The organism is Pseudomonas sp. R11F, from assembly GCF_050312575.1.
Classification (GTDB): Bacteria; Pseudomonadota; Gammaproteobacteria; order Pseudomonadales; family Pseudomonadaceae; genus Aquipseudomonas; species Aquipseudomonas palleroniana.
Map to the genome: position 1 here is coordinate 119,918 of NZ_JBNPJU010000016.1, position 21,730 is coordinate 141,647.

Below are 21,730 nucleotides of genomic sequence, written 5' to 3' on the forward strand. Positions count from 1 at the left end.
AGCCTCGCAATTAGAAGTTCGCTTCCAGGGAAACCGTGACGGTACGGTCTACGCCCACGATGTAAGCCGGGTCGCCATCGCGGAAGCCGCTGTAGCTCGCCGAGTTGGTCTTGGTGGTGTACACGCCGTCCAGGTATTTCTTGTCGAACAGGTTGTCGACGTTCAGGCGCAGGGTCGCGTCCTTGACCACTTTCTTGTCCACCGGCAGGTAGATACCGGCGCCGAGGTTGAACACGGTGCGGCCGGAGATGGATTCATCGTTGGTCAGGTCGCCATAGAGCTGGCTGGTGTATTTGCCGCCGAAGGTGCCGTAGAAGCGCCCATCGTCATAACCGATGTTGGCTGCCAGCATGTTCTTGGGCACGTTGGCGAACTGCTTGCCGCTGGTGGGCAACACGATGGCTTTGCCCGCGTTGTAGACGGTCAGGTCATCTTGCTGTTCGGCCTTGGTGTAGGTGTAGGAGGTGTAGTAGTTGAAGTGGTTAGGCAGCAGGCCGCTCCATTCCAACTCCAGGCCCTTGTTGGTGACGGAACCGGCGTTGATGTCGGCGAAGTCGCCGTTGATGTCCTTGGACGATACCTGGCGGTTCTTGAAATCCATGTAGAACAGGGTGGCGGCCAGGGTCATGTCGTCGGCGGTGTAGCGCCAGCCCAGTTCGTGGTTCCAGCTGGTTTCCGGCTTGGAGTTGATCGAGTCGGCGCCTTTGTCGTACAGCACGTAGTTCTGCGGTACGCGCATGTTGCGCGACAGGCTATAGAACAACTGGTCACGTTCGTCGAGCTGGTATTTCAGGCCCGCGTTGGGCAGCAGCTTGTTGTAGGTCTGGTTACGCTTTTCCGGTTGTTCGGTGAGGCTGCCATGGTTGGTGCCGTCGCGCTCGACGTTCATGTAAGCCAGGCCGGCTATCAGGGTCCAGTCCGAATTGATGAACCAGGTGTCCTGGGCCCAGACTTTTTGCGCCGGGGTCACGGTGAAGCGGTCGCGACCCTGAATGGTGTTGCCGTTGGCGTCGACCACGGACGTTCCATCCGGCCAGGTGTCGCTTGGCTTGCCGCTGTTCTTGAGGGCAATGAACGGTTGGGTCTGGCTCTGGCGTGCGCGCTCGTACCAGTAGCCGAATTGCAGGCTGTGGTCGCCCAGGTCCCAGTTCAGTTTGGTGGTGATGCCCGGGCGCCAGGTCTGGGTGCGTGAAGGGCGATAGTAGACGCCGCTGGTGGAGGAGCCATCGGCATTGTACTGGGCGGCGGTTGGCAGGTTGCCCAAGTCGAAGACGCCGCCCTGGTTGGAGCCACGGTTCAGCGCATAGGAAGAGGAGCCGACACCGCTGCCATTACCCCAGTAGTAATACGGGATGACCGACAGCGACAGGTTGTCGGCCAGCTTGAACTGGGTGTTGAGCACGCCGGTAAAGGTCTGGAACGGGTTCTGCGCCAGGGCGTAGTAGTTGTTGACCTTGCCGTTGCTGCCCAGGGCCGGCGTCGCGGCGTACGGGTCGTATTTGCGGCCGAACTGCTGGAACTGCGCCTTGGTCAGCTGGCTGTAACTGTTGTTGTCCTGCTCGTGGTACTTGAGGATCAGGTTCGCGGTGTTGCCGTTGCCGGCATCGAAGAAGCTGTTCCACTCCACTTTGTCCGCGCGCACGGCGCCCGAGCCCCGCCACATATCGCCTTCGGTGTGGGACACCGAGAGCCAGTTGCTCAGGCCGTTGACCTCGCCGGTGTTGAGGCGGGCGAAGGTCTTGCGGGTGGCGTTGCTGCCCACGACCTGCTTGACGAACGCCCCGGTTTCCTTGGTCGGGCGGATCGTCACGATGCCGATGTTGCCGCCGCTGGAACCGATATGCGGGCCGTCCGCCTCTGAGGAACCCTGGGTGACGAAGATCTGGTCGATGTTTTCCGGGTCGCCCAGCAGGTTGGAGTACAGCGCGTAGTTGCCGGAGTCGTTGATCGGCATACCGTCCACCGACATGCCCACCTGGTCGGAGTTCATGCCGCGCATGGTAAAGCGGAAACCGGAGAGGCCGGTGTTGTCTTCGCTGGAGATATTCAGCCCCGGCGTGTACTTGAGTTTGTCGATGGCGTTGCCGGTGGCGGTTTGCTTGTCCAACGCTTCCTTGGTGATGGTCGAGCGGCCCTTGGCGCTTTCTTCCGGGACCATGTAACCGCCCCCAGCGGTCGCCTTGCCCTGTACGCCAATCGTCCCGACGTCACTGTCGCTGGTGGCTGCCATGGCCCAGCCCTGGGTCATGCTCGTTGCGGCAACGAGTGCCAGATGAATACGTGTGAACCTCATCACTGTCGTCCTGGTGTCGGGTGCTTATTGCACGCTGTAGTTGAAGGTGGCGGTGAAGCGTTGCTCGTTGCGTCCACCGAAGGCTTGTTCGGGGAACGGCTTGACCTGCTTGATGCGGCGCAGGCTATTGGTAGCGGCCCGGTTGAGCAGCATGCTCGGTGCCGGGGTCTGGATCCCGGAGTCGAGGACACGGCCTTGTCGATCCACCATCAGCCAGACCACCACCTCGCCACTGGGGCGCTCGAGGGACGCCTGGCGCCCGGTGGGGTATTGCTTGTAAGTGTCCAGCTCGTTGCGCAGACCCTTGAGGTAACCCCCCTCCAGTGCCTGCCCATCCACCTTGGGCGGTGCCGGTGGCGCAGGCGGTGCGGGTGTCGGTGCGACGGCGGCCTGCACCGGCTTGGCGGCGACGGGGGCTACTGGCGCGGGGGCGGGCGTTGGCTTGGCGGCCACCACGGGTTTGGGTTTGGGCAGCGGCTTGGGCTTGGGTTCAGGTTTGGGCAGCGGCTTGGGCGGCGGTGGCGGCGGGGCCGGTTCGGCTTCTTCATCCTCGATCACCGGTGGTGGCGGTTCTTGCTCCACCACGGGTTCAGGCACCACCTCGGGCTCCGGCTCGACCAGGGCAAGCTCGACCGCCGATTCATCGTACTGAGGCTGGATCTTCAGGGGCTGGGACTGGATGCCCAAGGCAATCAGCACCAGGGCGATCAGGGCCGGGACACTGCCCAGCAGCTGACGCGCACGGAACAATACATACATGGTCAGGACTTACGCGTGGCGATGGAGACGGAGGTAAAGCCACCCTGGCGCAGGGTGTCCATCACTTCCACCAGGCGCGCAACCTCGACGCCTTTGTCGCTGTTGACGATGATCGTCGACTTGGTATCGGGCTTTTCAGCGGCCTTCAGGGCCGGTACCAAGGCGTCGACCGTGAGGTCTTTGCCGTCGAGCTGCAGTTGGCCTGCCAGGCCCAGCGTCAGGATGAATTTGTTCTGCGGCTTGAGTTGTTGCGAGCTGCTGGCGCTGGGCAACTGCGTCTTCATGCCGAGTGCCGGAATCACGTTCAGACTCACCAGTACGAAAAACACCAGGAGGAACATCATCACGTCGATCATTGGGATCAACTCGATGTGTGCCTTGCGTTTCTTGGGTTCATCCCAGGTTCTCATTCCGTTACCCCGTTATTGAATTAGGGGCGACACGCTAACAGTCAAAAATGACCGAACGGTTAACAAAAATTTACGGTTTGAAGGCTCTAGGACGAGTCTTTCAGAAGATTTACCTTGCAGTTTTGTGACGTAATGAAATTGACACGAAGGCCGTACACTCTTGTGCATTTATTTCGCGAGCCGCCCCGTATGTCGACTGAACTGCCTCATTTGTCCACGCCGCGTTTACTCCTGCGGGCACTGGAGCCGGACCAGGCCGAGATACTCTCCACGCTCGCCAACGGGCCGAAAATCGCGGATAACACCGCCAATATTCCAGTGCCTTACACGTTGGAAACTGCGCAGCTTTTTATTGCCGGGAGCGCAGAAAAATATCGTGCCGGCGAGTTGCTGAGCCTGGGCATGCATGTCCAGGCAACCGGCGAATTGATCGGTATCGTCAGCCTGCGTATCAACTCTCGACATCACTATGGACACCTCGGCGGATGGGTGGCGGCGCACTGTCGCAATCAGGGTTATGCCGCGGAAGCGGCGAGTGCAGTGACCGACTTCGGCTTCGTCGAACTGGGGTTGCAACGGGTGGGCAGCCAGTGCTTTGGTCGCAACCAGGAGTCGGCGCGGGTCATGGAGAAAATCGGACTGCGCTATGAAGGCTGCCTGCGTCAGGCGTTTCTCAAAAATGGCGTGTATGAGGACTTGCTCGGGTTTGCCACCGTGCGTGACGACTGGGAGCGCCGGTTGTGAGCGGCGCAGTGGACCATGGCCGCCGTCGGGTACTCTCCGGGCTGGCGGTGGCGACGGCATTTTCGATCCTCAGCCCCTTTGCGCGCAGTGCCGGGGTGGACTACCCGTTTACCCTGGGCGTGGCATCGGGTGACCCGTTGCCGGATGGTTTTGTGATCTGGACGCGCCTGGCTCCCTTGTTCAATGCCGTGGATGGACGCGGTGGGTTGAGCCGCGCCGTGCCGGTGCGTTGGCGGGTGGCCAGTGATGCGGCGATGACGCGCATCGTCAAGCAGGGCGAGGTGATGGCGACCGAACGGTTTGCCCATTCAGTGCATGTCGAGGTGGCAGGGCTGGAAGCGGGCAGGCCGTATTGGTACCAGTTCGAAGGGCTTGGGGCACAGAGCCCGGTAGGACGGGTGAATACGGCGCCGCCCTTGCAGGCTATGGCTGCGGCGCGGGTGGGGTTTGTGTCTTGCTCGCATTGGGAGCGCGGGTATTTCAGCGCCTACCGCCACCTCGCGGCCGAGCAACCGGACCTGGTGTTTTTCCTCGGCGACTACATCTACGACAGTTCCTACGCGCCGGACTCGGGCAAGATCATTCGCTCCCACGGCAGTGGCAACGCGGTAAGCCTGAGCGATTACCGCAACCGCTACGCGCTGTACAAAACCGACCCGGACCTACAGGCCTTGCACGCCGCCGCGCCCAGCGTGGCGACCTGGGATGACCACGAGGTACAAAACGATTACGCCAATCGCTGGTCCCAGGACCCGAAAATACCGGTGGGGCAATTCCTGCAGCAACGGGCGGCGGCCTACCAAGCCTTTTACGAGCATATGCCACTGCGCGCCGGCAGCGTGCCCAGAGGTCCGGATATGCGCATCTATCGGCGCCTGGACTACGGCCGGCTGGCGCGCTTCCATGTACTGGATGGGCGCCAGTACCGTTCGGAACAGCCCTGCATTCTCGCCAACGGCAGTCACCAGGGGCATGTCGCCGACAATACGTGCACGGACTTGCGCGCACCCAATCGCACGATGCTCGGTTGGGAGCAGGAAGCCTGGCTGGACCGAGGGTTCGCCGAGTCGCGGGCGCAGTGGAACGTCATCGCCCAGGACCTGCTGGTGGCACCGCTGACTCAACGCGACCTGACCAACCACAAGCCCGGACGCTGGACCGATGGGTGGGACGGCTATATGGCCAACCGCGAGCGCATGTTGGCGTCGATTCAACGCCGACGGGTGAAAAACCCGGTGTTCTGGGGCGGCGATATCCACTCGTTCTGGACCACGGATCTGCACGCTGATGCCAGTGACCCGGACTCGCCCGTTGTCGCCACCGAATTCGTCGGCACGTCAGTGACGTCCGACGGCCCACCGTTCGATGCCTTCACGCAGATCCTGCCGCTCAATCCCCATGTGAAGTTCTTTGACAGCCGTCAACGTGGCTACGTATCGGTGGCGCTGGAAGAGCAAAAGATGGTGACTAACTTCAGGGTGATCAGCGACCCGCGCGACCCCAGCGCCACGGTCTCGACCCTTAAGTCGTTTGTGGTGGAGCCGGGACGAGCGGGGGCGATTGCGCTTTAATCCAGGCTGTAGCGTACCGACAGCGCGCCTTTCTTTTCCGACAGGGCCAGGATCGTTACCTGGCCCAGTTCGCTCAGCGATTGCACATGTGTGCCGCCACAGGCATACGGCGGCAACTCGCCGAACCCGACTTCCCGTGTGCCGTCTTCCAGCGTCATATGACGGGCATAGTCAGCGGCGATCCATTGCTCGATCTGCCGCTGAATCAACTCGGGATCCATGGCTTGCGCTGTCTCACCGCGGATAAAGGTGATTTTGCCTTCACCCGGCCAGTGATGCGCCTTGATCGGCATCCAGCCCAGGCTTTCCCCGGCATTACCGATCAGGTGCCCGGCGGAATGCAGGCGCGTGTGCAGGGCGCGGCGTTGTTCGTCGACCCGTGCGATGACGGCTCCCAGTGCCACGGGTTTATCGACGTAGTGAACGAGGCGGTCGGCTTCCTGGATAACACGCAGTACGGCGCTCTCACCGAGCCAACCGGTGTCGTGCGGCTGGCCACCGCCCTGGGGATGAAAAATCGTCGATTGCAAGGTGACTGCAAACTGATCTTCGTGCGGTGTACAGGCGAGCACTTCAAGTTCGGCTGTCAGATGGTCGTGAGTAAAGAATAGGCGCTCGGTCATGGGGTTACATCCGCATCAGGGTTCTGTGAGCAGTATAAATAGTGCTCGGATGGGTGATAATCCGTTCAAATATCAATGGACCTGTGCGTCATGAGCATCAATCTTCCTTTGCCGTTGCTGGGCGAAATGGCGATTTTCGTCAAGGTGGTCGAAACCGGCAGCTTCTCTGAGGCTGCGCGGCAACTGAGTGTTTCACCCTCGGCGGTGAGCCGCAGCATCTCGCGTCTGGAGCAAGCCCTGGCCACTAGGCTTCTGCAACGCACCACGCGCAAGTTGCGCTTGAGCGAGGGGGGTGAAGAGGTTTTCAAGCGCTGCCGAGAGATGGTCAGCGCGGCGCGTTCGGTGATGGAAATCAGCGGCCAATTCACTCATGAGGCTGAGGGCCTGGTGCGGGTCAGCGTGCCCAAGGCGGTGGGGCGGTTTGTGGTGCACCCACATATGCCGGAGTTTTTGCGGCGCTATCCCAAGGTGGATGTGCAGTTGATCCTCGAAGACCGGCATGTCGACCTGATCGATGACAACGTCGACCTGAGCATCCGCATTACCGACAGCCCGCCGCCGGGCCTGGTGGGGCGACAGTTGTTGCCCATTGAGCATTTATTGTGCGCTACGCCGCACTATCTGGCTGAGCAGGGGACGCCGCTGCACCCCCATGATTTGCTGGAGCACAGTTGCATTTACCTGGGTGAAACCCCGGGGGATTCCCGCTGGAAATTCCGCCAGGGCAGCAAGGCTGTGACCGTCGGCGTGCGTGGGCGCTACGCGGCGAACCATACCGGGGTGCGTCTGGACGCCGTGTTGCAGCATGTGGGGATTGGCAGCTTGCCGTACTTCACTGCGCGGCATGCGTTGGAGGCGGGGCGCTTGGTGCAGGTGTTGCCGGAGTGGGATTTTATTGCGTCCTACCACGGCGAGGCGTGGTTGCTGCATTCGCCGACGCGCTATCTGCCGCCGAAGTTGCGGGTGTTTATTGATTATCTGGTGGAGTGCATGGCGAAGGAGCCGACATTGCGTCGACGGTAGGAACAGGGTCCGAAATGTGGGAGCGGGCAAGCCCGCTCACTACAGAGTTTGGTCGTGGCAGGTCCTCTTAACTGACTGGCATTAGGGCAAGCCCGCTCCCACCTGAAGATCAGTGCTTGCTCTGGTCCTGAGGCATGGAAAGCAGCTGCTTTTCCTGGTTCCAGTCGAACGGTTCGTCGTTCTGTTCGGCCTCATAGCGACGCTCTTCCAGGGCCTGGTACATGTCCAGTTCTTCGTCGGGCATGAAGTGCAGGCAATCGCCGCCGAAGAACCACAGCAGGTCGCGTGGCACCAGATGGGCAATTTGCGGGTAGCGCAGGATGACCTGACTCATCAGGTCCTGCCCCAGGTACTGGCTTTCGATGGGGTCGACCGGCAGCAGGGCGCGCAGTTCGTCGAAACGCTCCAGGAACAGCGCATGGCTTTCCTCAGGCACCTGTTCGGCTTCGCCGACGGCAACCAGGATGCTGCGCAGGTGGTCGAGCAAGACGAGATGATCGGCAACGGCGTTGGACACGAGATAAGTCCTCTAAAGCAAAAACGGGCGCGAGAGTATATAGCTCAAGCGCCCGTAATTATATGACTGCCCGACTCAGCGGACTTTACCCTCAGCCTGGGCCAGCTCTTCCTTGCTGAAATCGTCCACGTCGATCACCTTGCGTCGCGCGGCTTCAGCCTCACGCAGCGTCTGCGCTTCGGCGGCCTGAAGGACGCCTGCGTTCAGCGCGGCATCGATGACATGCTCGCCCGCAGCGGGTTTGACCTGGCCGCTTTTGAGCGCGGTGTGCAGTTTTTTCTGCAAGGGCTGGCCGGCACCGAGCAGGTCGTAGGCGTGTTGCAGTGCGCCCACCGGATCCTCCGCCGATTGTGGGCGGTAGCAGCCGGCCAGCAACTCCTCCAGGGTCGGGTCGCCCTTGGCCCGGCCGATCACCGCGGCCACTTCGGCATCCAGCGCATCGGAAGGCCCGGTATGGCGACGCCCGAACGGGAACACGATCACCCGCAACAGGCATCCGAGCACTTTGTTCGGGAAGTTGCTCAACAGCTCATCCAGTGCCTGCTCCGACTTGCCGAGGCTTTCTTCCATGGCCCAGGCGAACAACGGCTCCAGGTGATCCGGCGAATCGAGGTCGTGATAACGCTTGAGCGCGGCCGATGCCAGGTACATATGGCTCAGCACATCGCCCAGGCGTGCGGACAAGCGTTCACGACGTTTCAACTCGCCGCCGAGCAGCATCATGCTCAAGTCGGCGAGCAGGGCGAACGCGGCGGCCTGGCGGTTCAAGGCGCGGAAGTAACCCTGGCTCAAGCGGTTGCCCGGGGCCTTCTCGAAATGCCCCACACCGAGGTTCAGTACCAGCGTGCTGGCGGCGTTGCTCACGGCAAAACCGATGTGCTGCAGCAGCAGGCCATCGAACTCCTTTAGAGCCTGGTCATGGTCTTCGCGACCGGCCAGGGCCATTTCCTTGAGCACGAACGGATGGCAGCGAATGGCGCCCTGGCCGAAGATCATCAGGTTGCGCGACAGGATATTCGCGCCTTCCACGGTGATGAAGATCGGCGCGCCCTGCCAGTTACGGCCCAGGTAGTTGTTCGGGCCCATGATGATGCCCTTGCCGCCGTGCACGTCCATGGCGTGGCTGATGCACTCGCGACCGCGTTCGGTGAGGTGGTATTTGAGGATCGCCGACAGCACCGAAGGTTTTTCCCCCAGGTCCACGGCGTTGGCGGTGAGCATGCGTGCGCTGTCCATCAGCCAGGCGTTGCCGCCGATACGCGCCAGGGCTTCCTGGATACCTTCGAAGGCCGACAGCGGCACGTTGAACTGCTCACGTACCTGAGCGTACTGGCCGGTCACCAGGCTGGTGAACTTGGCGGCGCCGGTGCCCACGGCAGGCAGCGAGATCGAACGGCCAACCGACAGGCAGTTCATCAGCATCATCCAGCCTTTGCCGAGCATTTCCTGGCCGCCGATGAGGTATTCCAGGGGAATGAACACATCCTTGCCGGAATTGGGGCCGTTCATGAACGCGGCACCCAGGGGCAGGTGACGGCGGCCGATTTCGACGCCGGGGGTGTCGGTGGGGATCAGCGCAAGGCTGATGCCCAGGTCTTCTTCTTCGCCCAGCAGATGGTCCGGGTCATACGCCTTGAAGGCCAGGCCCAGCAGCGTCGCGACCGGACCGAGGGTGATGTAGCGTTTTTCCCAGTTCAGGCGCAGGCCCAGGGTTTCCTTGCCTTCCCATTCTCCCTTGCAGATCACACCGGTGTCGGGCATGGCGCCGGCGTCGGAGCCGGCCAGCGGGCCGGTCAGGGCGAAGCAGGGGATGTCATCGCCACGGGCCAGGCGTGGCAGATAGTGGTTGCGTTGTTCGTCGGTGCCGTAATGCAGCAGCAGTTCAGCCGGGCCGAGGGAGTTGGGCACCATCACCGTCGAGGCCAGGTCGCCGCTGCGCGTGGCCAGCTTCATCGCCACCTGGGAATGGGCATAGGCGGAGAAACCCTTGCCGCCGTACTCCTTGGGAATAATCAGCGCAAAGAAACCGTGGGCCTTGATGTGCTCCCAGGCGGCGGGCGGGAGGTCCATGGCCTGGCCGATTTCCCAGTCGCTGACCATGGCGCAGAGTTCTTCGGTGGGGCCGTCGATAAACGCTTGTTCTTCTTCGGTCAGTTGGGCCTTGGGGTAGGCCAGCAACTTGTCCCAGTCGGGGCGGCCGCTGAACAGTTCGCCATCCCACCACACGGTGCCGGCGTCAATGGCGTCGCGCTCGGTCTCGGACATCGGTGGCAGGACTTTCTGGAACCAGTTGAACAGTGGCTTGGTGAAGTATTGACGACGCAGGTCGGGCAGCAGCAGGGGGGCGGCGACTGCCGCGATCAATACCCAGAAGATCAGCAACAGCCAGCCCGGCGCGTGGCTCCAGGCGCCCATCGCCAGCAGGTAGACGGCGACCACGCCCAGGGCGGGCAGGGGCGCGGTGCGGCGGTGTGCCAGGTAGGCAATGCCGAGCACTAGAACCAGTATCCACAACAACAGCATATTCAATCCTCCGTGAAACCAGGGGCGAAACCACCTTGGAGCTTAGTCGGCATCCGAAAAAGCGCGGTGATCAGGGTGTAACGAGTTGTATTGGGAGCACCATCACCAGGCGCCGACATTTGGCCGAATCGTCGTTATCTCCAGGGCAGACCTGTCGTTAAACTCCAGGCATGTCTCGGAGATAACGCTTATGGATACGTACCTGCGTCCCAGCCGCTTCATCGATAGTGACCACCCTGCGGTGGTGGAGTTCGCCGAAAAACATCGGGGTCCGAGCGCGGATCCGCGTGACCAGGCAGTCAGTCTTTACTACGCCGTGCGTGAGGCGATTCGCTACAACCCTTACACCTTCAGCCGCGATGCCGGCAGCTTGAAAGCCAGCTTCGCCCTGGCCGCCGGCGAGAGCTATTGCGTGCCCAAGGCTACCCTGCTCGCCGCGTGTGCTCGCCATTGCGGTATCCCGGCGCGCATCGGCCTGGCGGATGTGCGTAATCATTTGTCGACTCCCCGGCTGATCGCGCTGCTCAAGAGTGATGTATTTGCCATGCATGGCTACACCGAGTTGTATCTGCGGGGCCGCTGGGTCAAAGCCACGCCGGCGTTCAACCAGCAACTGTGCGAGCTGTTCGATGTACCGCCGTTGGAGTTCGATGGCATTCACGACAGCATCTTCCACGCATTCAACCGGCAGGGCCGACGCTCGATGGAATATGTGCTGGACCACGGGCAGTTTCCGGACGTGCCCGAAGCGTTTTTCTTCACCCACATCCAGCAGTGTTATCCCCACCTGTTTACCGAGGACGCACCAACCTTGCTGGGCGACATGCACAGCGATTCAAGCCGCGCGTGAACCGGCGTATGCTGCTGCATTCATCAAGCCATGTTCATCAACGATAAGGCGCGGTCATGCTGAAGATCTGGGGTCGTAAAAATTCATCAAACGTCAGGAAAGCACTGTGGTGCGCCGAGGAACTCGGCCTGGACTATGAGGCAATTGATGCGGGCGGGGCTTTTGGCGTGGTCGACACGCCGCAATATCGAGCAATGAATCCCAATGGCCGGGTACCGGTGATCGAAGACGGTGATTTTGTGCTGTGGGAATCCAACACCATCGTGCGTTACCTGTGCGCCAAGCATGCGTCGGCGTTTTACCCGAGCGACCTGCAAGCCCGCGCCAACGCCGAAAAGTGGATGGACTGGACCACCTCGACCCTCGCCGAGCCGTTCAAGGCGGTGTTCTGGGGCATCTTGCGTACCCCGGCGGAAAAACAGAACTGGGACAGCATCAACGCTGGGCGCCAGGCCTGTATCGATGCTTTGGCTACCGTGGACAAAGCCCTGGCCGAGCAGCCTTATCTGTCCGGCCACGCATTCGGCATGGGTGATATTCCCCTGGGCTGCTTTATTTACGCCTGGTTCGAAATGCCTATCGAGCGTCCTGCAATGCCGCATCTGGAGGCTTGGTACCAGCGCCTGCAGCAACGCCCGGCGTACCGCGAAGCCGTGATGACTGCGTTGACTTAATACCTACTATTAATACGGGTGACTGTACTTGTGCGACGTGGGCACGCACCATGCCCGTGCATCGCAGGTTGAACTACCTGCGGTGCGCCCTCATCTATCTTGTCTATTCCCTTCTTTGGTGCGTAATCCGATATGAGTTCCGCTCTGTCCATCCGGCAGCTAACCAAAACCTACGGCAACGGTTTCCAGGCCTTGAGTGGTATCGATCTGGACGTCGCCGAAGGTGACTTTTTCGCCTTGCTCGGCCCCAACGGCGCCGGCAAATCCACGACCATCGGCATCCTTTCGACCCTGGTCAACAAGACCAGCGGCAGCGTGAATATCTTTGGTCATGACCTGGACAAATCCCCTGCGGCGCTCAAGCGTGCCATCGGCGTGGTGCCCCAGGAGTTCAATTTCAACCAGTTCGAAAAGACCTTCGACATCGTCGTGACCCAGGCCGGCTACTACGGCATCCCGGCGAAAGTCGCCAAGGAGCGCGCCGAGCAGTACCTCACCCAACTGGGCTTGTGGGACAAACGCGACGTGCCGTCCCGCTCGTTGTCCGGGGGTATGAAGCGTCGCCTGATGATCGCCCGTGCGCTGGTCCATCAACCGCGCCTGCTGATCCTCGATGAACCCACCGCGGGCGTGGACATCGAACTGCGTCGCTCGATGTGGACCTTCCTGACCGAGCTGAACGAGAAGGGCATTACCATCATCCTCACCACCCATTACCTGGAAGAGGCTGAGCAACTGTGCCGCAATATCGGCATCATCGACCACGGCACCATCGTCGAGAACACCAGCATGCGTAACCTGCTGGGCCAGTTGCATGTGGAAACCTTCCTGCTGGACCTGAAAAACAATCTGTCGGCGCCGCCGCAGTTGCTCGGTTACCCAAGCCGGCTGGTCGATGGCCACACGCTGGAAGTGCAGGTGGACAAGGCCATGGGCATCACTGCGCTGTTCACCCAGTTGGCGACTCAGAACATCGAAGTGCTGAGCCTGCGTAACAAAACCAATCGCCTTGAGGAGTTGTTCGTGTCCCTGGTGGAGAAAAATCTGGCGAAGGTGGCGGTATGAGTTCCGAACTGCAACCCAACCTCGTTGCTCTGCAAACCATCGTCTACCGCGAAGTGAAGCGCTTTACCCGGATCTGGCCGCAAACCCTGCTGCCGCCGGCGATCACCATGGTCCTGTACTTCGTGATCTTCGGTAACCTGATCGGTCGCCAGATCGGTGACATGGGCGGTTTTACCTACATGGAGTACATCGTGCCCGGGCTGATCATGATGTCGGTGATCACCAACTCCTACGGCAACGTGGTCTCCAGCTTCTTCGGCAGCAAGTTCCAGCGCTCCATCGAAGAACTGATGGTATCGCCGGTGTCGCCCCACACCATCCTGATCGGCTACACCCTGGGCGGCGTGCTGCGTGGCTTGATGGTCGGCGTGATCGTGACCTTGCTGTCGTTGTTCTTCACCCATCTGCAAGTGCATCACCTGGGCGTCACCCTGTTGGTGGTGGTGCTGACGGCGACGATCTTCTCGCTGCTGGGGTTTATCAACGCGGTCTTTGCACGCAACTTCGATGATATTTCAATCATCCCGACCTTCGTGCTGACGCCGCTGACTTACCTGGGTGGTGTGTTCTACTCCATTACCCTGCTGCCGCCGTTCTGGCAGACCGTGTCGCTGGCCAACCCGGTACTGCACATGGTCAACGCCTTTCGCTACGGCATCCTGGGGGTATCGGATATCAAGATCAGCGTGGCGATCACCTTTATGCTGATCGCTACCGTGGTGTTGTACATCGGTTGCGCGAGGCTGCTGGTGAGCGGGCGCGGTATGCGTACGTAAGGTCGAACACTGTAAAAATGTGGGAGGGGGCTTGCTCCCGATGGCGGTGTGTCAGTCAATCAATAAGGTGACTGATCCACCGCTATCGGGAGCAAGCCCCCTCCCACATTGGGTTGTGTAGATGGGCTTCAGGCCTTGAGCGCCAAGTCGATCAGCTCATGCAGCTCTTCAACCGGCAGTGGCGTGCTGGAAAACAGGCTGCGATACACCGTTGGCGCGGCAATCAGGTTCAGCAACCTGTCCAGTGTGGGTAACGGACCGACGGTGTCCTGGTACCGATCAAGAATAATCTGCAACTGGCCCATCAGAATGTGGGTGCAATAGTCCCTTGGGCGACTGCACTGCACGTCGCGCATCATATTGCGCCCCAGCTCCGAGCTCATTTCATCCAGGTATTGTTCGCCCCAGGCGCGCAGGTCGCCGCGCAGGCTACCGGTGTCGGCAGGTTCGCCGTCCGGGCGCAGGCGCTCCAGTGCCACATCGGCGAGCAGGGCGGACAGGTCGCCCCAGCGGCGGTAAATGGTGGACGGCGTGACGCCTGCCCGTGCCGCAATCATCGGCACGGTAACGCTGGAGCGCTCATGGGCTTCCAGCAATTCACGGGCAGCGCTGTGCACTGATTCTTGGACCCGGGCACTACGGCCTCCCGGGCGAAGGCCTTCTTTTATCGCCATGGCTAAAACCTTAACACAAAGAATTTGCTTTAAGCGCTTTCTGGTAGCACACTTCGAAAAAGCAAATTATTAGCTTTAGCGGAGCGTGCCCATGTCCAGTCCTACTTCCCATCGTTCCCGCCTGGCGTTCCTGGTGGTGACGGTGCTGACCTTTCTCGCCGCGTCCAGCGCGCCAACGCCGCTGTATCAGGTGTATCAAGACCACCTGCATTTCTCGGCGGCTGTGTTGACGATGATCTTCGGCGTGTATGCCGTGAGCCTGTTGGCAGCCTTGCTGACCGTCGGCTCGCTATCGGATTACCTGGGACGCAAGCCGGTCATTTTTGCGGCATTGATCCTGAATATGCTGGCGATGCTGCTGTTTATCAACGCTGATAGCACCGCGTACCTGATTGCCGCCCGGGCGGTGCAAGGTTTCGCCACCGGCATGGCGACGGCGGTGCTGGGTGCAACCTTGCTCGACACTGACCGTGTCCGCGGCCCGATGCTCAACAGCCTTGCGCCGATGCTGGGGATGGCCAGTGGCGGTTTAGGCAGCGGCCTGCTGGTGGAGTTTGCGCCACGGCCGACCCAATTGATTTATTTCGCGATGCTCGGGCTGATGACCCTGCAAGCGCTGTATGTGTGGCGCTTGCCGGAGACGGTCAGCCGCATACCGGGGGCTTTGAAGTCGCTGACGCCGACGCTGCACGTCCCCGAACAAGCGCGCCGTGCCCTGTGGCTGGCGATGCCGCTGAATGTGGCGGTATGGGCACTGGGAGGGTTCTTTTCTTCGCTGGCGCCTTCGCTGGTGCGGGCTGCTACCGGATCGACCTCGCACCTGATTGGGGGTGGGTTGGTGGCGGTGGTGACGCTCAGTGGTGCGGTGATGATCTACAGTCTGCGCAATCGCCCGGCCGATAAAATCATGCGCCTGTCGGCTGCATTGCTGGCGACCGGGGTGGCCCTGTTGTTGGTGGCGGTGCAGAGCGCCAGCCTTTGGCTGTTCTTTGTGGCCAGTGTGATCGCCGGCTTGGGTTTTGGCGGCGGCTTCACGGGCAGTGTGCGCAGTATCGTCGGTTTGGCGTTGCCTCATGAGCGGGCAGGGCTGATGTCGGCCTTCTATGTGTTGAGCTATCTGGCGTTCTGCTTGCCGGCGTTGCTGGCCGGTAACCTGAGCCGGGAGTTTGGCTTGATCGCCACCACCGATGGCTACGGTGCCGTACTCATCGTTTTGGCCTTGGGTGCATTGGCCGGATTGCTGTTGCAGGAAACGGCGCGGGTCAAGGCTGCGGTGTAGTCAGTGTTTTATATAGGTAAAGTAGATAACAGATAGAGATATTACCCGTTATATAGATATTCGATCAGGTTCTATGATGGCTTCAACCTCCTACGAGGAAGAGGATTATCAACATGAGCTGCGCAAATACCCCAAGCTACAAACCTTTGAGTCACCTGACCCGGCCGCGGGAAGTGATTCGTCAATTCACGCCCAACTGGTTTGCCGCAACCATGGGCACCGGCGTGCTGGCACTGGCGCTGGCACAACTGCCCGTCAACGTGCCGGGCCTGTACGCCGTCGCCGAAGCGTTGTGGATGTTTACCATTGGCCTATTTGTAGTGTTCAGTGGGTTGTACGCCGCGCGTTGGGTGATGTATTTCCAGGAGGCGCGGCGGATTTTCGGGCACTCCACGGTTTCGATGTTCTTCGGCACCATTCCCATGGGGCTGGCAACCATTCTCAACGGTTTGTTGCTGTTCGGCCTGCCGCGTTGGGGCAGTGACGTGCTGCCGTTGGCGCAGACCCTGTGGTGGTTGGACGTCGCCATGGCCCTGGCGTGCGGCGTGCTGATTCCGTTCATGATGTTTACCCGCCAGGAACACAGTATCGACCAGATGACCGCCGTCTGGCTGTTGCCGGTCGTCGCGGCCGAAGTCGCCGCGGCCAGTGGTGGCCTGCTGGCGCCGCACCTGGCCGACGCCCATGGGCAACTGGTGATGCTGGTGACCAGCTACGTATTGTGGGCATTTTCGCTGCCGGTGGCGTTCAGCATCCTGACCATCCTGATGCTGCGCATGGCGTTGCATAAACTGCCCCACGCCAACATGGCTGCGTCGAGCTGGCTGGCCCTGGGGCCTATCGGCACCGGTGCGCTTGGCATGTTGCTGCTGGGCGGTGATGCGCCGGCGATCTTCGCGGCCAATGGCTTGCCCGGTGTCGGCGAGATGGCCAACGGCTTGGGCCTGGTGGCGGGCATCACGCTGTGGGGCTTCGGCTTGTGGTGGTTGCTGATTGCGGTGTTGATCACCCTGCGTTACCTGCGCGCCGGCATACCATTCAACCTCGGCTGGTGGGGTTTCACCTTTCCGTTGGGGGTGTATGCCCTGGCCACGCTGAAGCTGGCGAGCGTGTTGCATCTGGGGTTCTTCAGTGTGTTTGGCAGCGCGCTGGTGCTGGCCTTGGCGCTGATGTGGCTGATCGTGGCCAAGCGCACCGTGCAGGGCGCCTATAAAGGTGAGCTTTTTGTTTCACCCTGCATTGCAGGAATAGGGAATAAGTAAGCGGGTTTAGGTAAAGTCGTGGCCTGTCTCTTTATAAAAGCCTTCGGCAATAAAGCCTATCAGGCCACGCAGGAACACGGACGATGAGCCACCCCTCGCAATTCACCTTGCTGCGCACGCGGCGCTTCTTGCCGTTTTTCGTCACCCAGTTGCTGGGTGCCTTCAACGACAACATCTTCAAGCAATCGCTGATCCTCGCCATTCTCTACAAACTCACCATCGACGGTGACCGCTCCATTTGGGTCAACCTCTGTGCGCTGCTGTTTATCCTGCCGTTCTTCCTGTTTTCGGCGCTGGCTGGGCAGTTTGGCGAGAAATTCAACAAGGATGCGTTGATCCGTGCGATCAAGATCGGTGAAATCGTGATCATGGCCGTGGGTGCCACGGGCTTTCTGTTCAATCATCTGGAGCTGATGCTGCTGGCGCTGTTTGCCATGGGCACGCACTCGGCGCTGTTCGGCCCGGTGAAATACTCGATCATGCCCCAGGCCCTGCATGAAGATGAGTTGGTCGGTGGCAATGGCCTGGTGGAAATGGGCACGTTCCTGGCGATCCTGGCCGGCACCATCGGCGCCGGGATCATGATGTCGTCCGCGCATTACGCGCCGGTGGTGTCAGTAGCTATCGTCGGTGTGGCTGTACTGGGTTACCTGGCCAGCCGCAGCATTCCACGGGCGGCGGCATCTACGCCAGGCTTGCGGCTGAACTGGAATATCTTCAGCGAGTCCTGGGCCACCTTGCGCCTGGGCCTGGGGCAGACGCCGGCGGTGTCGCGCTCGATCGTGGGCAACTCGTGGTTCTGGTTTGTCGGGGCGATTTACCTGACGCAGATCCCGGCCTATGCGAAGGAATGGCTGTACGGCGACGAAACCGTGGTCACGCTGATTCTCACCGTGTTCTCTGTGGGTATCGCCCTCGGCTCCATGCTCTGTGAAAAACTCTCCGGGCGTAAGGTCGAAATCGGCCTGGTGCCGTTTGGCTCGTTTGGCCTGACAGTGTTCGGCCTGTTGCTGTGGTGGCACTCTGGTGGTTTCCCGCAGAACGTCCAGCCCAACGACTGGCTGGCGGTACTCGGTCATGGCCAGGCCTGGTGGGTGTTGTTCGATATTCTCGGCCTGGGCGTGTTCGGTGGTTTCTATATCGTGCCGCTGTATGCATTGATCCAGTCGCGCACCGCCGAGCATGAGCGGGCGCGGGTCATCGCGGCCAACAACATCCTCAACGCGCTGTTCATGGTGGTGTCGGCGATCGTGTCGATCCTGTTGTTGAGCGTGGCCAAGCTGTCGATCCCCGAGTTGTTCCTGGTAGTGTCGCTGCTCAACATCGCGGTCAATACCTACATCTTCAGGATTGTCCCCGAGTTCACCATGCGGTTCATGATCTGGCTGCTCAGCCATTCCATGTACCGCGTTGAGCATCGCAACCTGGAAGCCATTCCGGATGAAGGCGCGGCGTTGCTGGTATGCAATCACGTGTCGTTTGTCGATGCGCTGCTGATTGGTGGCGCGGTGCGTCGGCCGATTCGCTTCGTGATGTACTACAAGATCTACCGCTTGCCGGTGCTGAACTTTATCTTCCGCACGGCAGGGGCGATTCCGATTGCGGGCCGCCATGAAGATATCCAGATCTATGAAAAAGCCTTCACGCGGATTGCCCATTATCTGAAAGACGGGGAGTTGGTGTGCATCTTCCCGGAAGGCAAGTTGACGGCCGATGGCGAGATGAACGAGTTCCGTGGCGGGCTGACGCGTATTCTGGAGGAGACGTCGGTGCCGGTGATTCCCATGGCGTTGCAGGGGTTGTGGGGGAGTTTTTTCAGTCGCGACCCGAACAAGGGGTTCTTTCATCGGGTCTGGTCGCGGGTGGTGCTGGTCGCGGGTGCACCGGTAGCGGTGGAGGCGGCGACGCCTGCGCGGTTGCAGGAAGTGGTGGGTGTGTTGCGAGGGAGTGTCAGGTAGTTTTGTGTGGGGTGTACTGGCCTCATCGGGAGCAAGCCCCCTCCCACAGTTTGGAATACATTCCGAGTGTGGGAGGGGGCTTGCTCCCGATGGCGGCAGTGGCCTAAGTGCTGATCTTGAGCCCAACGAGCCCGCAAATGATCAGCGCCACACTGGCCAGCCGAAACAGCGCCATGGATTCACCAAACAGGATGATCCCGGCGATCACCGTACCCACAGCTCCCACACCGGTCCAGACCGCATAGGCGGTGCCCAATGGCAGCTCCTTCATGGCCAACCCGAGCAAGCCGAGGCTGAAGGCCATCGCGGCAATCGTCAAGGCGGTGGGCAGTGGTTTGCTGAAACCATCGGTGTACTTCAAACCGACAGCCCAGCCGACTTCGAACAAACCCGCAAAAAACAAAATGATCCAGGACATGCTGACCTCCCATCTATTGGTGGGGTCGTCCCCTGGTTGAGCGCTGCAAAGCGTCGCGAGGTCGTCCCCGCGAAGCTCGGTAGAGTGCCGAAAACGGATCGGACGATCAAGTTTTCGGTTGGGTCTCCAATACGCTGCGGTCGGCCTTTTCGCTCATGCGACGGAAATAAGTCGAGAGCAACGCTCCAGAGATATTGTGCCAGACGCTGAACAGCGCACTGGGCACCGCCGCCAGTGGTGAAAAGTGCGCACTGGCCAGCGCAGCGCCCAGCCCGGAGTTCTGCATGCCCACTTCCAGCGCCAGCGATTTGCGCTGCGCCAATGGCAGTTTGAACAACCGGCCGGTGAAGTAACCCAGCAAGTAGCCGAAGCTGTTGTGCAACATCACCACCGCCATGATCAGCAGGCCGGACTCGGCGATCTTCGCCTGGCTCGCCGCAACCACTGCCGCGACGATGATCACGATGCTGACCACCGACACCAGCGGCAGCACCTCGACCGCATGGCGTACCCGCTCGCCCAGTACGCGCTGCGCCACCACGCCAAGCACGATGGGCAGCAGCACCACTTGCAGGATCGACCAGAACAACTCCATGAACGACACCGGCAACCAGGCCGAGGCCAGTAACCAGATCAGCGCAGGAGTGAGCAGCGGGGCGAGGAGGGTAGTGACGGCGGCGATGGCCACTGACAGCGCCAGATCGCCCCGGGCCAGCCAGGTCATCACGTTGGAGGACGTGCCGCTTGGGCAGCAGCCGACCAGGATCACCCCGACGGCTATCTCCGGCGGCAGGTGGAACGCCTGGCACAAGAGCCAGGCCACGCCCGGCATGATTACAAAGTGCGCAACCACGCCCAGTGCCACGCGCCAGGGATGGCGTGCGACCTCGGCGAAGTCTTCAAGTTTGAGGGTCAGCCCCATACCGAACATCACCAGGCCCAATAGCGGGACAATGGCGCCTTTAAGCCCGATGAACCAGCTGGGCTCCAGGAAGGCGAGCACGGCAAACAACAACACCCAGTAAGCGAAGGTATTGCCGACGAAACGGCTCAAGGCGGCGAGTGCGCGCATGGGGATGTCCTTGTTATTAGAGGCTTGGCGTGACACTGCAATCAAATGTGGGAGGGGCCTCCCACATTCTGATCGTCAAACGGTTTAAATGCCCTGCGGGGTTTCTTCACCGCCCAGCGCTTCAACCAGTGCCGGCAGGAAGTCGCCAAACGTCAGCATCATCAGGGTAAAGCTTGCGTCCAGTTGCCCCAGGGCCTCGTCGCCCCCGTCCTGTTCTGCCTGGTCCTGCAGCAGGTCTTCGAACTTCAGGCGCTTGACCGTCATCTTGTCGTCGAGCATGAAGGACAGCTTGTCCTGCCACGCCAAGGCCAACTGGGTCACGACTTTGCCGGTGCTCAGGTGCAGCTGGATTTCTTCGCTGGTCAGGTCCTGGCGTTTGCAGCGCACGATGCCACCGTCTTCGTGGGTGTCGCGCAGTTCGCATTCGTCGAGGACGAAGAAGTCATCGGCCGGTTTCTGGGTGGTGACCCAATCGGTCATGATTGCAGTTGGTGCGGTTTTCACCGTCAGCGGGCGTACCGGCAGGGTGCCGATCACTTCGCGCAGCGTCGACAGCAGGTCTTCGGCACGTTTCGGGCTTGCCGAGTTCACCAGGATCAGGCCCTGTTTCGGCGCGATGGCGGCGAACGTCGACGAGCGACGGATAAACGCGCGTGGCAGGAAGGCCTGGATGATTTCATCCTTGATCTGGTCGCGTTCCTTCTTGTAGACCTTGCGCATTTGCTCGGCCTCGATCTCTTCGACTTTCTCTTTGAGTGCGTCGCGTACCACGCTACCCGGCAGGATGCGTTCTTCCTTGCGCGCGGCGATCAGCAGGAAGTCACCGCTGATGTGTACCAGGGGAGCGTCTTCACCTTTACCGAAAGGCGCGACGAAACCGTAGGTGGTCAACTCCTGGCTTGCACAAGGGCGCGCCAGTTTGGTGGCCATGGCCGCTTCCAACGCCTCGGCATCAACAGGCAGATCTTGGGTCAGGCGATAGATAAGCAGGTTCTTGAACCACATGGGGTGAGTCTCTCCTTTATACAAAGGGGGGCATTATTCTCTTGATAGCGTCCCAGGCCAACCCTGCCTAAGCCATTGGAAGGGCTCAAAAAAAAGATTTAAGAAAGTGCTTGCCAGACCTTGGGTCGCTCCGTAGAATGCGCGCCACACCGAAACGAAGGGTGATTAGCTCAGCTGGGAGAGCATCTGCCTTACAAGCAGAGGGTCGGCGGTTCGATCCCGTCATCACCCACC

Annotated in this window: 20 protein-coding genes and 1 tRNA gene; 11 read left to right on the forward strand and 10 right to left on the reverse strand. The window is 60.6% G+C overall.

The window, feature by feature from the left end:
- Positions 1-10: 10 nt before the first annotated feature.
- The 3 genes from ACQRBV_RS04955 to ACQRBV_RS04965 are packed head-to-tail and all read right to left on the reverse strand — an operon-like array spanning position 11 to position 3,462.
- The gene (locus ACQRBV_RS04955; protein WP_411984570.1) at positions 11-2,293 is read right to left on the reverse strand and encodes a TonB-dependent receptor; all 2,283 of its coding nucleotides are present in this window, start codon (positions 2,291-2,293) and stop codon (positions 11-13) included.
- 24 nt (positions 2,294-2,317) lie between these two features.
- Complete coding sequence (locus ACQRBV_RS04960) at positions 2,318-3,052, reverse strand: energy transducer TonB family protein (protein WP_090365909.1); 735 nt, start codon at positions 3,050-3,052, stop codon at positions 2,318-2,320.
- 2 nt (positions 3,053-3,054) lie between these two features.
- Positions 3,055-3,462, reverse strand: a complete 408-nt coding sequence (locus tag ACQRBV_RS04965) for an ExbD/TolR family protein (RefSeq protein ID WP_060757004.1) — start codon at positions 3,460-3,462, stop codon at positions 3,055-3,057.
- A gap of 189 nt (positions 3,463-3,651) precedes the next feature.
- Here ACQRBV_RS04965 and ACQRBV_RS04970 point away from each other — a divergent pair, with 189 nt between their 5' ends.
- Positions 3,652-4,206 carry a GNAT family N-acetyltransferase gene (locus ACQRBV_RS04970; protein WP_090365907.1) on the forward strand — a complete coding sequence of 185 codons (555 nt, stop codon included), beginning with the start codon at positions 3,652-3,654 and terminating at the stop codon, positions 4,204-4,206.
- Complete coding sequence (locus ACQRBV_RS04975) at positions 4,203-5,777, forward strand: alkaline phosphatase D family protein (protein WP_411984571.1); 1,575 nt, start codon at positions 4,203-4,205, stop codon at positions 5,775-5,777. The genes ACQRBV_RS04970 and ACQRBV_RS04975 overlap by 4 nt, the downstream gene beginning before the upstream one ends.
- Here ACQRBV_RS04975 and ACQRBV_RS04980 read toward each other — a convergent pair.
- Positions 5,774-6,400, reverse strand: coding sequence for a hypothetical protein (locus ACQRBV_RS04980; protein WP_060757001.1), 627 nt, complete (start codon positions 6,398-6,400; stop codon positions 5,774-5,776). The two genes, ACQRBV_RS04975 and ACQRBV_RS04980, sit on opposite strands and share 4 nt — an antisense overlap.
- A gap of 90 nt (positions 6,401-6,490) precedes the next feature.
- On the opposite strand from ACQRBV_RS04980, the gene ACQRBV_RS04985 reads away from it, so the two are divergent.
- Positions 6,491-7,423 carry a LysR family transcriptional regulator gene (locus ACQRBV_RS04985; protein WP_060757000.1) on the forward strand — a complete coding sequence of 311 codons (933 nt, stop codon included), beginning with the start codon at positions 6,491-6,493 and terminating at the stop codon, positions 7,421-7,423.
- Positions 7,424-7,532: 109 nt separating this feature from the next.
- Here the strand turns inward: ACQRBV_RS04985 and ACQRBV_RS04990 are convergent, their stop codons facing one another.
- Both ACQRBV_RS04990 and ACQRBV_RS04995 read right to left on the reverse strand, forming a co-directional pair.
- Complete coding sequence (locus ACQRBV_RS04990) at positions 7,533-7,940, reverse strand: PA2817 family protein (RefSeq protein WP_060756949.1); 408 nt, start codon at positions 7,938-7,940, stop codon at positions 7,533-7,535.
- A gap of 75 nt (positions 7,941-8,015) precedes the next feature.
- Positions 8,016-10,463 (reverse strand): acyl-CoA dehydrogenase, encoded by a 2,448-nt coding sequence (locus tag ACQRBV_RS04995; RefSeq protein ID WP_411984572.1) that lies wholly within the window; start codon positions 10,461-10,463, stop codon positions 8,016-8,018.
- A gap of 190 nt (positions 10,464-10,653) precedes the next feature.
- Between ACQRBV_RS04995 and ACQRBV_RS05000 the strand changes: the two genes are divergently transcribed.
- The 4 genes from ACQRBV_RS05000 (at position 10,654) to ACQRBV_RS05015 (ending at position 13,828) form a co-directional block, all read left to right on the forward strand.
- On the forward strand, positions 10,654-11,313 hold the full coding sequence (locus tag ACQRBV_RS05000; protein WP_411984573.1) for a transglutaminase-like domain-containing protein: 660 nt from the start codon (positions 10,654-10,656) through the stop codon (positions 11,311-11,313).
- 56 nt (positions 11,314-11,369) lie between these two features.
- Positions 11,370-11,987, forward strand: coding sequence for a glutathione S-transferase family protein (locus ACQRBV_RS05005; RefSeq protein ID WP_411984574.1), 618 nt, complete (start codon positions 11,370-11,372; stop codon positions 11,985-11,987).
- A gap of 132 nt (positions 11,988-12,119) precedes the next feature.
- Positions 12,120-13,052: an ABC transporter ATP-binding protein gene (locus tag ACQRBV_RS05010; RefSeq protein ID WP_090365896.1), complete on the forward strand. Its 933-nt coding sequence runs from the start codon at positions 12,120-12,122 to the stop codon at positions 13,050-13,052.
- Complete coding sequence (locus ACQRBV_RS05015) at positions 13,049-13,828, forward strand: ABC transporter permease (protein WP_060756954.1); 780 nt, start codon at positions 13,049-13,051, stop codon at positions 13,826-13,828. The genes ACQRBV_RS05010 and ACQRBV_RS05015 overlap by 4 nt, the downstream gene beginning before the upstream one ends.
- Before the next feature lie 128 nt (positions 13,829-13,956).
- Here the strand turns inward: ACQRBV_RS05015 and ACQRBV_RS05020 are convergent, their stop codons facing one another.
- Complete coding sequence (locus tag ACQRBV_RS05020) at positions 13,957-14,502, reverse strand: TetR/AcrR family transcriptional regulator (protein WP_161550366.1); 546 nt, start codon at positions 14,500-14,502, stop codon at positions 13,957-13,959.
- Positions 14,503-14,593: 91 nt separating this feature from the next.
- Between ACQRBV_RS05020 and ACQRBV_RS05025 the strand changes: the two genes are divergently transcribed.
- The 3 genes from ACQRBV_RS05025 to ACQRBV_RS05035 all read left to right on the forward strand — a co-directional run bounded on the left by ACQRBV_RS05025 (position 14,594) and on the right by ACQRBV_RS05035 (position 19,001).
- Positions 14,594-15,781 carry an MFS transporter gene (locus ACQRBV_RS05025; RefSeq protein ID WP_411984575.1) on the forward strand — a complete coding sequence of 396 codons (1,188 nt, stop codon included), beginning with the start codon at positions 14,594-14,596 and terminating at the stop codon, positions 15,779-15,781.
- Between the two features lie 113 nt (positions 15,782-15,894).
- Positions 15,895-17,043, forward strand: a complete 1,149-nt coding sequence (locus ACQRBV_RS05030) for a TDT family transporter (protein ID WP_104995954.1) — start codon at positions 15,895-15,897, stop codon at positions 17,041-17,043.
- Positions 17,044-17,126: 83 nt separating this feature from the next.
- Complete coding sequence (locus ACQRBV_RS05035; RefSeq protein ID WP_411984576.1) at positions 17,127-19,001, forward strand: MFS transporter; 1,875 nt, start codon at positions 17,127-17,129, stop codon at positions 18,999-19,001.
- 103 nt (positions 19,002-19,104) lie between these two features.
- Here the strand turns inward: ACQRBV_RS05035 and sugE are convergent, their stop codons facing one another.
- From sugE to rdgC, 3 genes are all read right to left on the reverse strand, one after another.
- Positions 19,105-19,419: a quaternary ammonium compound efflux SMR transporter SugE gene (gene sugE, locus ACQRBV_RS05040; RefSeq protein WP_060756959.1), complete on the reverse strand. Its 315-nt coding sequence runs from the start codon at positions 19,417-19,419 to the stop codon at positions 19,105-19,107.
- A 106-nt stretch (positions 19,420-19,525) separates the two neighbouring features.
- Positions 19,526-20,491, reverse strand: coding sequence for a bile acid:sodium symporter family protein (locus ACQRBV_RS05045; RefSeq protein WP_198763471.1), 966 nt, complete (start codon positions 20,489-20,491; stop codon positions 19,526-19,528).
- 84 nt (positions 20,492-20,575) lie between these two features.
- Positions 20,576-21,496 carry a recombination-associated protein RdgC gene (rdgC, locus tag ACQRBV_RS05050; RefSeq protein ID WP_060756961.1) on the reverse strand — a complete coding sequence of 307 codons (921 nt, stop codon included), beginning with the start codon at positions 21,494-21,496 and terminating at the stop codon, positions 20,576-20,578.
- Between the two features lie 159 nt (positions 21,497-21,655).
- On the opposite strand from rdgC, the gene ACQRBV_RS05055 reads away from it, so the two are divergent.
- A tRNA-Val gene (locus ACQRBV_RS05055) sits at positions 21,656-21,728 on the forward strand.
- Positions 21,729-21,730: the final 2 nt, after the last annotated feature.